General features: G+C 57.1%; 11 protein-coding genes. 4 read left to right on the plus strand and 7 right to left on the minus strand.

Annotation, left to right across the window (positions count from 1 at the left end; all coding sequences use genetic code 11):
* The first annotated feature begins 120 nt into the window (after positions 1-120).
* Both RTE01_RS21485 and mdtD read left to right on the plus strand, forming a co-directional pair.
* The gene (locus RTE01_RS21485) at positions 121-822 is read left to right on the plus strand and encodes a FadR/GntR family transcriptional regulator (protein WP_045853717.1); all 702 of its coding nucleotides are present in this window, start codon (positions 121-123) and stop codon (positions 820-822) included.
* Positions 823-832: 10 nt separating this feature from the next.
* Positions 833-2,230, plus strand: a complete 1,398-nt coding sequence (gene mdtD, locus RTE01_RS21490; RefSeq protein WP_041143373.1) for a multidrug transporter subunit MdtD — start codon at positions 833-835, stop codon at positions 2,228-2,230.
* On the opposite strand, the gene rbsR is transcribed toward mdtD, so the two are convergent.
* From rbsR to kup, 7 genes are all read right to left on the minus strand, one after another.
* The gene (rbsR, locus tag RTE01_RS21495; protein ID WP_134528278.1) at positions 2,227-3,219 is read right to left on the minus strand and encodes a ribose operon transcriptional repressor RbsR; all 993 of its coding nucleotides are present in this window, start codon (positions 3,217-3,219) and stop codon (positions 2,227-2,229) included. The genes mdtD and rbsR overlap by 4 nt on opposite strands.
* 3 nt (positions 3,220-3,222) lie before the next feature.
* The gene (gene rbsK / locus RTE01_RS21500; RefSeq protein ID WP_166793762.1) at positions 3,223-4,155 is read right to left on the minus strand and encodes a ribokinase; all 933 of its coding nucleotides are present in this window, start codon (positions 4,153-4,155) and stop codon (positions 3,223-3,225) included.
* A gap of 99 nt (positions 4,156-4,254) precedes the next feature.
* Positions 4,255-5,145 (minus strand): ribose ABC transporter substrate-binding protein RbsB, encoded by an 891-nt coding sequence (rbsB, locus tag RTE01_RS21505; protein ID WP_041143371.1) that lies wholly within the window; start codon positions 5,143-5,145, stop codon positions 4,255-4,257.
* Between the two features lie 27 nt (positions 5,146-5,172).
* On the minus strand, positions 5,173-6,138 hold the full coding sequence (gene rbsC, locus RTE01_RS21510) for a ribose ABC transporter permease (protein WP_041143370.1): 966 nt from the start codon (positions 6,136-6,138) through the stop codon (positions 5,173-5,175).
* A 5-nt stretch (positions 6,139-6,143) separates the two neighbouring features.
* Positions 6,144-7,649, minus strand: a complete 1,506-nt coding sequence (gene rbsA / locus RTE01_RS21515) for a ribose ABC transporter ATP-binding protein RbsA (RefSeq protein ID WP_141335347.1) — start codon at positions 7,647-7,649, stop codon at positions 6,144-6,146.
* 10 nt (positions 7,650-7,659) lie between these two features.
* The gene (gene rbsD / locus RTE01_RS21520) at positions 7,660-8,079 is read right to left on the minus strand and encodes a D-ribose pyranase (RefSeq protein WP_041143368.1); all 420 of its coding nucleotides are present in this window, start codon (positions 8,077-8,079) and stop codon (positions 7,660-7,662) included.
* Between the two features lie 185 nt (positions 8,080-8,264).
* Entirely contained in the window at positions 8,265-10,133 is a 1,869-nt protein-coding gene (gene kup, locus RTE01_RS21525; protein WP_041143367.1) for a low affinity potassium transporter Kup, read from the minus strand.
* A gap of 338 nt (positions 10,134-10,471) precedes the next feature.
* On the opposite strand from kup, the gene ravA reads away from it, so the two are divergent.
* Entirely contained in the window at positions 10,472-11,971 is a 1,500-nt protein-coding gene (ravA, locus tag RTE01_RS21530; RefSeq protein ID WP_076947925.1) for an ATPase RavA, read from the plus strand.
* On the plus strand, positions 11,968-13,416 hold the full coding sequence (gene viaA, locus RTE01_RS21535) for an ATPase RavA stimulator ViaA (RefSeq protein WP_134528275.1): 1,449 nt from the start codon (positions 11,968-11,970) through the stop codon (positions 13,414-13,416). The genes ravA and viaA overlap by 4 nt, the downstream gene beginning before the upstream one ends.
* The last annotated feature ends 5 nt before the right edge of the window (positions 13,417-13,421 follow it).

The raw sequence follows: 13,421 nt of genomic DNA on the forward strand, positions 1-13,421 counted from the left end.
TCTTTTTTCAGCAAACCGGGCCGCAGAGTGGCAAAAAACCGGCGTTTTGCCGTTTTAAACAACGAAACGCCCCGCCTGGTGGCATACTGATAGAGTAGAAAAGAGAAAGGAACGGCATTTATGTCTTTAAGCGCACAGCAACTGGCGGCACAGAAAAACATCTCCTGGGTACTGGCGGAGAAACTGGCCCAAAAAATTCTGACCGGCGAATATCAGCCGGAAAGCATTCTCCCCGGTGAAATGGAGCTGGGCGAGCAGTTCGGCGTGAGCCGAACGGCGGTACGAGAGGCGGTCAAGACGCTGACAGCGAAAGGTATGCTCTTACCGCGCCCGCGCATCGGTACCCGTGTTATGCCACGCAGTAGCTGGAACTTTCTCGACAAGGAGCTGCTCTCCTGGTGGTTAACGGAAGATAACTTCGAAGAGGTGGTGACCCACTTCCTCGTCATGCGCAGCAGCCTCGAGCCGCAGGCCTGCTTTCTGGCTGCCACCCTGGGCTGCGCGGAGCAGAAGGCGCAGCTCAATAGCTTAATGGAAGAGATGGGCGAGCTGAAAAGACGCTTCCAGCGCGAGCGCTGGATTGAAGTCGATATGGCCTGGCATGAGCACATCTATGAAATGAGCGGTAATCCCTTCCTTATCTCTTTCGCTTCGCTATTCCATTCGGTCTATCACACTTACTTCACTTCTATTACTCAGAATGAGGTGGTGAAGCTGGATCTCCATCAGGCAATTGTTGACGCGATTCTGAACAGCGACGGCCCGCGAGCGCTCAGCGCCTGCCAGGCCCTGCTGAGCGCACCAAACCATTCAGGTAAATAAAGGGTTCCGCATGACCGAGAAGAAAGGGCGTAGTATGGCCGGACTGCCGTGGATTGCGGCAATGGCCTTTTTTATGCAAGCGCTGGACGCCACCATTCTGAACACCGCCCTTCCGGCAATAGCCCATAGCCTCAACCGTTCGCCGCTGGCAATGCAGTCCGCGATCATCAGCTATACGCTAACGGTAGCGATGCTCATTCCGGTCAGCGGGTGGCTGGCCGACCGCTTCGGCACGCGCAAAGTGTTTATTATTGCCGTAGGCCTGTTTACGCTCGGCTCCCTCGCCTGCGCGCTTTCCGGCTCGCTGATGGAGCTGGTCATCTTTCGCGTCATTCAGGGGGTTGGCGGCGCGATGATGATGCCGGTCGCGCGGCTGGCATTATTGCGGGCCTATCCGCGCAGCGAGCTGCTGCCGGTGCTGAACTTCGTGACGATGCCGGGGCTTGTCGGTCCGATTCTTGGCCCGGTTCTCGGCGGCGTGCTGGTGACCTGGGCCAGCTGGCACTGGATTTTCCTGATCAATATTCCTATTGGCATTATTGGCATCCTTTATGCGCGTAAATGCATGCCGGACTTCACTACGCCACGCCGACCTTTCGATACCCGCGGATTTTTGCTCTTTGGGCTAAGCCTGGTGCTGTTCTCCAGCGGTATCGAACTGTTTGGCGAGAAAATCGTCGCCAGCTGGATCGCGCTGACGGTTATCGCCCTTAGCGTTCTTTTACTGCTGGCCTATATTCGCCATGCCCGCCGCCATCCCGCCCCGCTGATCTCGCTTTCTTTATTTAAGACCCGAACCTTTTCCGTCGGGATCGCCGGTAATCTGGCAACGCGTCTGGGTACGGGCTGCGTGCCGTTCCTGATGCCGCTGATGCTGCAGGTCGGTTTTGGCTATTCAGCAATCATCGCCGGCTGCATGATTGCGCCGACCGCCGTCGGCTCTATTATCGCGAAGTCTACCGTTACGCAGATCCTGCGCTGGCTCGGCTACCGGAAAACGCTGGTAGGGGTAACGATATTTATCGGCCTGATGATCGCCCAGTTCTCGTTCCAGTCGCCCGCGATGCCCGTCTGGATGCTGCTGCTGCCGCTCTTCGTTCTGGGGATGGCGATGTCCACTCAGTTCACCTCAATGAACACCATTACGCTTGCCGACCTCACCGATGATAATGCCAGCGGTGGCAACAGCCTGCTGGCGGTCACGCAGCAGCTATCAATCAGTCTCGGGGTGGCGATTAGCGCAGCGGTACTGCGCTTTTATGAAGGCTTTGACAACTCCAGTACCGTAGAGCAGTTCCACAATACCTTTATTACGATGGGAGCGATCACCGTCGTGTCCGCGCTGGTGTTTATGCTGTTAAAGGCGAAGGATGGCCGTAACTTGATAAAGGAACGGCACAAACGCTAGGCTGAACCGCGAACGATAAGCTCAGGGGTGAGCTGCACGCGCTGCTGCTGCTGTCCGGGATCGGCCATCCGGTGAATGAGCACATCAATCGCCAGCTCACCCAGCTCATCCTTTGGCTGATGGATAGTCGTCAGCGGCGGCGTCATATAGCGGGCCAGCTCGATATCGTCATAGCCCACCAGCGCCATATCCTGCGGAATACGCAGCCCGGCCAGGTAAAGCGACTGATATGCCCCAAACGCCATGGCGTCGTTGCCGACGAATACCGCCTGCGGGCGTTCCGATAAGGTCAGCAGCTCCTGCATCGCGCTAAATCCACCGCCAAACTCAAAGTCGCTGGTAATCACGTATCCCTCAGCCACTTCCAGCCCGGCGCGGGACATCGCGGCGTGATAGCCCTCCAGGCGCAGCCGCGACGGCGTTTTATCCAGCGGACCGGCAATACAGGCAATCCGGGTGTGACCCTGGTCTATCAGGTACTGGGTCGCCATATCGCCCCCCAGCAGCGAGTTATCCTGAATCAGATCGCTGTCGCCATCAAACGGCGCCCAGTCCATCATCACCGTTGGCACCGAAGGATAGCGCTGCATTATTTCTGGCGAAGGCTGATGCGTTTCGGTACAGAGCAGCAGTAAGCCATCGACGCGCTTTTGCATCAGCGTTTCGAGATTACTGTTCATGCGCTGCTCGTCGCCTTCCGTATTGCATAGCACCAGGCTATAGCCGCGTTCAAAACAGCTACGCTCTACGCCGCGCACCAGCTCAGAATAAAACGGGTTGGTACTGGCGGTGATCAGCATACCGATGGTGCGAGTTTGATTGAGCTTGAGGCTACGCGCCAGCGCGGACGGCGCGTAGTTAAGATTTTTGATCGCCGCGTCCACTTTGGCGGTAATCGCCTCGCTGACGAAACGATCTTTATTAATGACGTGGGAAACCGTCGAGGTGGAAACGCCCGCCACGCGGGCCACATCCTTCATGGTAGCCAAGCGTTACCCCTGTTGACGTAAAAATTCGTCGATTTCTTTTCGCCATGGCACTGAAGGCTGCGCGCCTTTGCGGGTAACGGCAATAGCGGCGGCGGCATGGGCAAAGCGGATGGCCTCTGCCAGCGCGGTCCCTTCCAGTAATGCGGTGACCAGGGCGCCGTTAAAGGTATCACCCGCGGCAATGGTATCGATGGCCTGAACCTTAAAGCCCGGGACCCGGCGGCCTTCGCCATCGTGGCTCACCCAGACGCCGCGGCTACCCAGCGTAATAATAACGGTACCGATACCTTTTTTATGGAGCGCGTTTGCCGCTTTGGCGGCATCGTCATCGTTTTCGACGCGAATACCGGTCAGCTTTTCCGCTTCCGTTTCGTTAGGGGTGATGATATCCACCAGCGCCAGCAGTTCATCCGACAGCTCGCGCGCCGGGGCCGGATTCAGCACCACGCTTGTTTGATGCTGATGGGCGATTTTGGCCGCCGCCAGCACGCTCTCCAGCGGCGACTCCAGCTGCATCAGCAGCGCATCGGCGTCGGCAATACGCGCCTTCTCTGCCTCAACCTGAGCGACCGAAAGGGCGGCATTGGCGCCGGCATGAATACCGATAACATTCTCACCTTCGCCGTTAACAAAGATCAGCGCCACGCCGGTCGATTCACCTTTTACCGCGCGAACCGGCGCGATGTCGATGTTATCGCTCGCCAGCTGGCGGCGAACGCGCTCGCCGGTATCGTCATCGCCGGTACAGGCGATAAACGCAATGTTAGCTCCGCTGCGCCCGGCGGCTACGGCCTGGTTGGCACCTTTGCCACCGAAAGCCACCTGATAGTGGTTACCGGTGACGGTTTCGCCCGGCGTCGGGAAAGATTGAAGGTTAAGAATGTGATCGGCATTGATGCTGCCAAGGACGATAAGTTTGCCTGCGGTTTTCATCATCTCAGTTCCCGGGAAAGCGCGCCACCGGACTCCGGTGGCGCATGCCCTGCTTTTCTTTTTTATGTTGTCCCTCGGACCGTTGCCGGTCCGAATCGCATATTACTGCTTAATGACCAGTTTCAGCTCAACCGGATAGCTGGCGTCCACTTTTTCACCCTTCAGCACTTTATCGGCAGTCTCGACGCCTTTCACGCCGATCTGCTCAGGCAGCTGGGCGATAGTCGCAGCCAGTTTGCCACTATTTACCGCTTTTTCGCCATCCGGAGTACCGTCAAATCCAACCACCATCACATCGGATTTACCCGCCGTTTGTAAAGCGCGCAGCGCGCCCAGCGCCATTTCGTCGTTCTGAGCAAATACCGCCTGTACGTCCGGATGCGCCGTCAGCAGGTTCTGCATGACGTTCAGGCCCTTGGTACGGTCGAAATCTGCCGGCTGGCTCGCCAGCACGTTAAATTTGTGAGCCGCGACGGCCTGCTTGAAGCCTTCGCCACGCTCGCGCGCCGCGGATGTCCCTGCGATACCCTGCAGCTCAATAACCTTAGCGTTCTCACCCGCTTTCTTCGCGATATAGTCGCCGGCCATTTTGCCGCCGAGCACGTTATCAGAAGCAATATGGCTAACCACGTCGCCTTTCGCCGCCTGACGGTCAAGAGTAATAACCGGGATCTTCGCCTGATTAGCCATCTTCACGGCGTTACCTACCGCATCAGAGTCCGTCGGGTTGATCAGCAGGAGCTTAGCGCCGCGTACCGTCAAATCCTGCACGTTGGCCAGCTCTTTCGCCGGGTTATTTTGTGAATCCAGCACCACCAGGTTGTAGCCCAGCTTGTCGGCTTCTTTCTGCGCCCCCTCTTTCAGGGAGACAAAGAACGGGTTGTTAAGGGTCGAGATAACCAGGGCAATGGTATCTTTCGCCATCGCGTTTGCGCTCACGGTCGCGCTTAAAGCAACAGCAGATACCAGGGTCGCCAGTTTTTTCATATTCATAGTTAAGATGTCCTGTAGAGTTCTTAGTTACTGCTTTTTGTTATCTACCAGCACCGCCAGCAAAATGACCACCGCTTTAACGATCATCTGGTAATAGGAAGAAACGCCTAATAGGTTCAATCCGTTATTCAGGAAGCCGAGGATCAGTGCCCCAATCAGGGTACCGACGATGCGCCCCTTACCGCCGGCCAGGCTGGTACCGCCCAGCACCACTGCCGCAATGGCATCCAGCTCATAGCCGGTCCCCGCCGTCGGCTGCGCGGAGGAGAGGCGCGCCACTTCGATAATGCCCGCCAGCGAAGCCAGCAGGCCACACAGAGAATAGACGATGATTTTAACTTTATTCACGCTGATGCCGGACAGGCGCGTGGCCGCTTCGTTGCCACCCAGCGCGTAGATATAGCGGCCCAGGCGGGTGTGGTGCAGCATGTACCAGGCGGCAAGGAAGACGATCGCCATAATCCACACCGGCGTCGGTATCCCCAGCGGACGGCCGATACCAAACCAGCCAAACAGATCGGCATTATCCGTAAACCCGGTATTCACCGGACTGCCGTTGGTGTAGACCATCGTCACGCCGCGCAGCAGCAGCATCATCACCAGCGTGGCAATAAAGGCCTGCACGCGCCCTTTCGCTACAATCACCCCGGTCACCGCACCGATGGCCGCACCCAGCGCCAGCGCGCCGGCAATCGCCACCAGCGCATTAACCTCAAGGCCGACAATCGACGCCGCAACCGCGCCGGTCAGCGCCAGCAGGGAGCCCACCGACAGGTCGATCCCCGAAGTGAGAATAACCAGCGTCATGCCGACCGCCATAATGGCGTTAACCGAAGTCTGCTGCAGGATATTGAACAGGTTATTGACGGTAAAAAAGTTGGGGCTCATGGTCGAGACAATCGCTATCAGCACCAGCAGGGCAATCAGCGATTTTTGCTCCATCAGCCATGCTTTAGTGAAATAGCGGCGACCAGCAGCAGCCTGGGTTGTCATCTTTTTTACTCCTGATTCACACGGTTAAGCTTGCCCACAGCGGCAGCCATCAATACTTCCTGGGTGGCCTGCTCGCGTGTAAATTCACCGCCGAGATGCCCTTCATGCATCACAATGATGCGATCGCTCATGCCTAACACTTCCGGCATCTCCGAAGAGACCAGAATGATGCTCAGACCATCGGCCTTAAACTGGTTAATCAGCTGGTAGATCTCTTTCTTCGCCCCAACGTCAACGCCGCGGGTAGGCTCATCAAGGATCAGGACCTTCGGGCGGGTCATCAGCCCGCGGGCAATGGCCACCTTCTGCTGGTTACCGCCGGAGAGCAGGCCGATCGCTTGCTCCATCGATGGCGTTTTGACATTGAACAGGCGGATAAAATCGCTTACCGCCTGCTGTTCATCTTTATGCTTCAGCCGGCCGCCGGCGTGGCTGAAGTAGCGCAGCGCGGTCAGCGACATGTTTTCCTTCACCGACATGCCGAGGACTAAGCCATCGCGCTTGCGGTCTTCGGAGATATAAACGATGCCGTTTGCCAGGCCATCCTGCGGGGAGCGGGCGACCACTTCACGCCCGTCGAGGGTGACGGAACCGCTGCTGCGCGGCAGCGCGCCGTACAGAACCTTCATCAGCTCCGTCCGACCGGCGCCCATCAGCCCGGCGACGCCCAGAATCTCTCCCTGACGCAGAGTAAAGGAGACACTTTCCACGCCCGGCCCGCACAGGTTGTCCACCTTGAGGCGCACGGCGCCCGGCGCTTTATCCAGGCGTGGATACTGGTCTTCCAGCTTGCGGCCGACCATCATCTCAATCAGCAGGTCTTCATCCAGGCTCGCCACCTCGCGCTCGGCGATAAACTGCCCGTCGCGAAAGACGGTAACATCGTCGCAAATCTCGAAGATCTCTTTCATGCGGTGGGAGATATAGACGATCCCGCGGCCCTGAGATTTCAGCTCGCGGATAACGCGGAACAGGGAGGCCGTTTCGGTGTCGGTCAGGGCGTCCGTAGGCTCATCCATAATGATGACCTTCGACTCAAAGCTCAGCACCTTGGCAATTTCAACCATCTGCTGGTCGCCGATCGACAGATCGCCCACCAGCTTTTGGCTGTTAAAACGTAAATTCAGCTTCGCCAGCAGCTTGTCCGCTTCGGCATACATCGTTTTCCAGTCTATTTTGCCAAACCGGTTAACGAACTCACGGCCGAGGAAAATATTTTCCGCGATCGTCAGTTGGGGAATGAGGTTAAGTTCCTGGTGGATAATACCGATCCCGGCTTCCTGAGAGGATTTCGGTCCGTTGAAGATAGTCTCTTTTCCTAACCACGTTAAGGAGCCGGCGTCGCGGGCGTAGATCCCGGTCAGCACCTTCATCATGGTGGACTTACCGGCACCGTTTTCACCAACCAGCGCCATCACCCGGCCGGCATAAACGTTGAGCGCGGCGCCGGAGAGCGCTTTGACGCCTGGGAACGCTTTATCGATCCCTTGTAATTGCAATAAGGCTTCCATATCGGCGACCTCAGAACGTCACGCCGGCACAGAGAATAACGTTCGCAAACGGGGAACACTCCCCGCTGCGAATCACCGCCTGACTATCCGCGGTCTGTTTTTTAAACTGCTCATGACTGGTGTAACGAATTTCAATGGTGTTTCCCTGGTATTGCTGCAGCCGCTCAAGGTGAGTGAGCAACGTCGCATGGAGCTGCGGATTATGAGTTTTAATCTCTTCCGCAAGGATCGCCGCTTCAACCTGCATTTCCGCCGTTACCACCTCCAGAACCTGCATAAAGGAGGGAACGCCCTGGGTTAACGCCATATCAATACGCGCGCTGCTGCGGGGAACCGGTAACCCGGCATCGCAGACCACCAGCGTATCGGTATGACCCAGGCGGGAGATAACCGAGGAAATATCAGCGTTAAGTACGGTGCCCTTTTTCATTTTTCTCTTCTGCTCCAGTAGCGAAACGTTTCGCTGAAGGAAGTATTGTCAAAATACGCGCAGAAAACCACCGCCAAAAGAGAGAAATGTGATCGCCATCGAAACGTTTCGCAAGCGTGGGGAGAGAAAAGTGAACGCAGGCAAAAAACAATAAAAAGCCCTTCACAAGGAAGGGCTTCGGAACATCAAATTTCGACCTGGGTGCCCAGCTCAATCACCCGGTTAGGCGGGATCTCAAACTGATCCGGCGCCCGCAGGGCGTTGCGCTGCAGCAGGAGATAGAGCTTACCGCGCAACCGCAGATACCACGGCCGTTTGCCGATAATCAGCGATTCATGCGACATGAAGAACGAGGTTTCCATCATCCGACAGCTCAGCCCTTCCAGCCCGCAGCGGTGGAAAACTTCTTCCACATTCGGCGTTTCGCGCCAGCCGTAGCTCGCCACCACCCGCCAGAACGACGGTGAGATTTGCTCGATCTGCACCCGGCGAACGTTGTGCACGTAAGGCGCATCTTCGGTCCGCAGCGTCAGCAGGATCACCCGCTCATGCAGCACCTTGTTGTGCTTGAGGTTGTGCAGCAGGGCAAACGGGATAACGTTCAGGGCGCGGGACATATAGACCGCAGTGCCGGGCACGCGGACCGGCGGCGATTTCTCCAGCGAAGAGATCATGGCTTCCAGCGAGTTGCCGTGTTCGTGCATCCGGCGCAGCAGGCGGAAACGCTCGCTCTTCCAGGTGGTCATCACGGTGAACATCACCAGGCCAAGGGTCAGCGGCAGCCAGCCGCCGGAGACTATCTTATCCAGGTTGGCCGAGAACAGCGGCAGGTCGATGCACATAAAGGCGATAAACAGCAGCGCCACGAAGAATTTATTCCAGCGCCAGTTTTGACGCGCCACTGTGGTGAACAGGATAGTGGTCAGCACCATGGTGCCGGTCACCGCGATACCGTACGCCGCCGCCAGGTTGGAGGAGTGCTCGAAGCTGATAATCACAATGACCACCGAAACGTACAGCAGCCAGTTGATGAACGGGATATAAATCTGCCCGGATTCCATCTCGGAGGTATGGATGATGCGCATTGGCGACAGATATCCCAGGCGCACCGCCTGGCGGGTCAACGAGAAAACCCCGGAAATAACCGCCTGGGAGGCAATTACCGTCGCCAGAGCGGCGATAATCAGCATCGGGATCAGCGCCCATTCAGGCGCCAGCAGGAAGAACGGGTTTTTGATCGCCTCAGGATGTTTGAGCAGCAGCGCCCCCTGGCCGAAGTAGTTCAGCACCAGCGAAGGCAGCACCACGGAGAACCACGCTAAGCGGATAGGCAATTTACCGAAGTGGCCCATATCGGCATACAGCGCCTCAACGCCGGTAATGGAGAGCACTACCGCCCCGAGGGCGACAAAAGAGACGGTCTTATATTCGAGGAAGAAGTGCACCGCCCAATAGGGATTGAGCGCCTGCAATACTTCCGGATTATCAATGATGCTGCGCGCACCAAGCACCGCCAGCAGCAGAAACCAAATCAGCATAATTGGCGCAAACAGCTTACCCACCATGCTGGTGCCGTGCTTCTGGATGGCAAACAGCAGCGTCAGTACAATGATGGATATCGGGACAACCCAGGTATCCAGATTGGGCGCAATAATTTCCAGCCCCTCAATCGCCGACATCACCGAGATCGCCGGGGTTATGACCACCTCGCCATAGAAGAAGCTGCCACCAATCAGCCCAAGGATAACCAGCACCGACGTCATTCGCGCGGACGTATTGCGTCCCGCCAGCGACATTAGCGTCAGAATCCCCCCCTCTCCGGCGTTGTCCGCCCGCATTACGAAGGTGATATATTTGAGTGATACGGTAAAAATTAACAGCCAGAAAATTAGCGACAGAAAGCCAAAAACGGCATCACGTTCAACGCCAAACCCAAACTGACCTGACAGACATTCACGCAGTGTATACAGCGGACTGGTACCAATATCGCCGTACACCACGCCGATTGCCGCCAGCGTTACTGCCGGAAGCGATTGCTTATTATCAGAGCTCATAGACTAGTCTTTTCGTTTATACATATCATTTTTCAAGCTGCTTCTGCGCAGGTGGCGTCCAGAAATCCCGGTCACATAGCCGTGCGCCAGGGGATTTCATCCCTTGCTGCCTTGCCGCATCCTGAATGTTTTTGTGTATATAAAACAAATGTGTTCCCGGTCCTCAGGCTCACAAAAAGCGCACAGTATGCACGATTCTTTGCTGAATCGTACCCCTAACAGACACCATATTAACCTGGCTCAAAGAAAATAAATCGAATCTTCAGGCTATTACCACACCTAATCAAACATCTATACTCGACTCAATAACGACACATGAAAAAGCACGCAACTCAATTATGGCTCAATCACATTTACTGGCAGAAAGAATTTCCCGGCTCAGCGCAGCGCTGGAAAAAGGTTTGTTTGAACGCAGTCATGCGATACGGCTCTGTCTGCTTGCCGCACTCAGCGGCGAGAGCGTGTTTTTGCTCGGTCCGCCGGGCATTGCCAAGAGCCTGATCGCCCGCCGTCTCAAATTCGCCTTCCAGCAGGCTCGCGCCTTTGAATACCTGATGACCCGCTTCTCAACCCCGGAAGAGGTTTTTGGTCCGCTATCAATCCAGGCCCTGAAGGATGAAGGCCGTTACGAGCGCTTAACCGCAGGCTACCTGCCGGAAGCGGAGATCGTCTTCCTCGATGAGATCTGGAAAGCCGGCCCGGCTATCCTTAACACCCTGCTGACCGCCATTAACGAACGCCACTTCCGCAACGGCGCCACCGAAGAGAAAATCCCGATGCGCCTGCTGGTGGCGGCGTCCAACGAACTCCCGGAAGCGGATAGCAGCCTGGAAGCGCTGTATGACCGAATGCTGATCCGCCTGTGGCTCGATAAGGTACAGGATAAAACCAACTTCCGCTCCATGCTGCTCAGCCAGCAGGATGAAAACAGCAATCCGGTGCCGGTTGCCCTGCAGGTCAGTAGCGAAGAGTTTGCGCAGTGGCAGCAGGATATCAGCGGCGTGAAGCTGACGGATAGCGTATTCGAGCTTGTCTATCAGCTGCGCCAGCAGCTGGAGACGCAGCCCAAGGCGCCCTACGTTTCGGACCGCCGCTGGAAAAAGGCCGTTCGCCTGCTGCAGGCCAGCGCCTTCTTCAGCGGCCGCGATACCATCGCACCCATCGACCTGATTCTGCTGAAAGACTGCCTGTGGCACGATATCGAAAGCATGAACCTGATGTCACAGCTGCTGGAAACCCTGATGACCAACCACGCCTGGCAGCAGCAGGCGATGCTGACGCGCCTCGGGGCGATCACCCAAAGGCGTATTCAGATCCAACAGCAGCACAGCGACAAAACCGCGCTGAAGGTTACGCGTCTCGGCGGCATGTTCAGCCGGAAAGCGCACTATGAGCTTCCCGCCGACGTAGAAGGGACAACGCTCCTTCTGCTGCTTCAGCAGCCGCTTAAGCTACACGATATGCAGGTCATCCATATTACGTTTACCCGTGAGGAGCTCTCCCACTGGCTGGAGAAGGGCGGCGAGATCCGCGGCAAGCTCAACGGCATTGGTTTTGCACAGCCGCTAGATATGGACGTCGATACCAGCCAGCATCTGGTGGTGCGCGACGTCAGCCTGCAGGGCTCCCGGCTGGCCCTTCCCGGCAGCGAATCGCAGGAAAATATGCCTGCAGAAATTCGCCAGCAGCTGGAAGCTCTCGATGACGAGTGGCATCAGCAGCACAACCGCTTTAGCGAACAGCAAAAATGTCTGTTCATTCCCGGTGACTGGCTGGGACGTATCGAAGCCAGCCTGCAGGACGTCGGGGCGCAGATCAAACAGGCCCGTCAGCCATGACGCTGGATATGCTGAATGTCATGCTGGCAGTCAGCGAAGAGGGGATGATCGAAGAGATGCTGCTGGCGCTGCTGGCCTCCCCGCAGCTTGCCGTTTTCTTTGAGAAATTCCCGCGGCTGAAAAACATTATCGCCGCCGACATCCCGCGCTGGCGCGAAGCCGTCAGGGCCAGGCTAAAAGAGACGCATATCCCGCCAGAGCTCGATGCTGAAGTGCAGAACTATCAGCGGTCGCAGCTTCTTTCGACCTCCCAGTTCATCGTTCAGCTGCCGCAAATTCTTACGCAGCTGCACAGGCTCGAATCCCCTTTTGCCGCCCAGGCCCAGCAGCTGGCGGATGATAACCCGCAGTTTACGCCCGCGTTGCACACCCTTTTCCTGCAGCGCTGGCGCCTGAGCCTGGTGGTGCAGGCTACCACCCTCAATCAGCAGCTGCTGGATGAGGAACGCGATCGGCTGCTCAACACGATGCAGGAGCGAATGACCCTCAGCGGCCAGCTCGAGCCGGTGCTGGTGGAAAACGATAACTCCGCAGGGCGCCTGTGGGATATGAGCGCAGGCGAGCTGAAGCGCGGCGATTATCAGCTGATCGTTCGCTACGGTGATTTTCTGACGCAGCAGCCGGAGCTGATGCAGCTGGCTGAACAGCTCGGGCGCTCGCGGGAAGCAAAATCGGTCCCCAAAAAGGATGCGCCGATGGAGGCCTTTCGCAGCCTCGTGCGTGAACCGGCCACGGTACCGGAACAGGTTGATGGCCTGCAGCAAAGCGACGATATTCTGCGCCTGCTCCCGCCGGAGCTGGCCACCCTTGGGATCACCGAGCTGGAGTTCGAGTTCTACCGCAAGCTGGTGGAAAAGCAGCTGCTGACCTACCGGCTGCACGGCGACGCGTGGCGGGAAAAAATCACCGAACGACCGGTTACCCGGCAGGATTTTGACGAGCAGCCGCGCGGGCCATTTATCGTCTGTGTCGATACCTCAGGCTCAATGGGTGGGTTTAACGAGCAGTGCGCCAAGGCGTTCTGCCTGGCATTGATGCGGGTCGCGCTGGCGGACAACCGGCGCTGCTTTATCATGCTTTTTTCCAGCGAGGTGGTGCATTACGAGCTCACCGGCCCGCAGGGGCTGGAGCAGGCGATTCGTTTCCTCAGCCAACGTTTTCGCGGCGGTACCGATCTGGCCAGCTGTTTTCGGGCCATTTTTGAGCGCATGCAAAACCCGCAATGGGTGGATGCCGATGCGGTGGTGATTTCTGATTTTATCGCCCAGCGCCTGCCGGATGAGGTGATCAATAAGGTGGGGGAACTTCAGCGCAGGCACCAGCATCGTTTTCACGCGGTGGCGATGTCGGTGCATGGCAAACCCGGGATCATGCGCATCTTCGATCATATCTGGCGCTTTGATACCGGGCTGCGTAGCCGCCTGCTGAGGCGCTGGCGGCGTTAAGGCGC

This window comes from Klebsiella terrigena, assembly GCF_006539725.1.
Classification (GTDB): domain Bacteria; phylum Pseudomonadota; class Gammaproteobacteria; order Enterobacterales; family Enterobacteriaceae; genus Klebsiella; species Klebsiella terrigena.